The organism is Streptomyces flaveolus (assembly GCF_014648815.1).
Classification (GTDB): domain Bacteria; phylum Actinomycetota; class Actinomycetes; order Streptomycetales; family Streptomycetaceae; genus Streptomyces; species Streptomyces flaveolus.
Map to the genome: position 1 here is coordinate 1 of NZ_BMRV01000046.1, position 762 is coordinate 762.

Consider the following 762-nt stretch of genomic DNA (forward strand, 5'->3'; position numbering starts at 1 on the left):
CTGTCGGTGTGGGTCGTCACCGGTGACGGCGACGCGCTGTCCATCGGCGGCAACCACCTCATCCACGCGCTGCGCCGCAACGTGAACCTGAAGATCCTGCTGTTCAACAACCGGATCTACGGTCTGACCAAGGGCCAGTACTCCCCGACCTCCGAGGTCGGCAAGATCACCAAGTCGACGCCGATGGGCTCGCTGGACGCGCCGTTCAACCCGGTGTCGCTGGCGCTGGGCGCGGAGGCGTCCTTCGTCGCCCGCACCGTCGACTCCGACCGCAAGCACCTCACCGAGGTACTGCGCCAGGCCGCCGACCACCCGGGCACGGCGCTGGTCGAGATCTACCAGAACTGCAACATCTTCAACGACGGCGCCTTCGACGCCCTCAAGGACCGCCAGCAGGCCCAGGAGGCGGTGATCCGGCTGGAACACGGGCAGCCGGTCCGCTTCGGCGCCGACGGTGCGAAGGGCGTCGTCCGCGACCGGGCCACCGGTGACCTGAAGGTCGTCGCGGTCACCGCGGACAACGAAGCGGACGTCCTGGTCCACGACGCCCACGCCGCCTCCCCGACCACCGCGTTCGCGCTGTCCCGCCTCGCCGACCCCGACACGCTGCACCACACCCCGATCGGTGTGCTGCGCTCCGTCGGCCGGCCGGTCTACGACACGCTGATGTCGGACCAGCTCGACACCGCCGTCGAGCAGAACGGCAAGGGCGACCTCGCCGCACTGCTCGCCGGCGGCGACACCTGGACCGTCGTCGGCTGA

The 762-nt window shown here is 69.9% G+C and carries 1 protein-coding gene; it reads left to right on the plus strand.

The window, feature by feature from the left end:
* A partial coding sequence (locus IEZ05_RS36125) for a thiamine pyrophosphate-dependent enzyme (protein WP_189234558.1) occupies positions 1 to 762 on the plus strand: 762 nt, incomplete at its 5' end.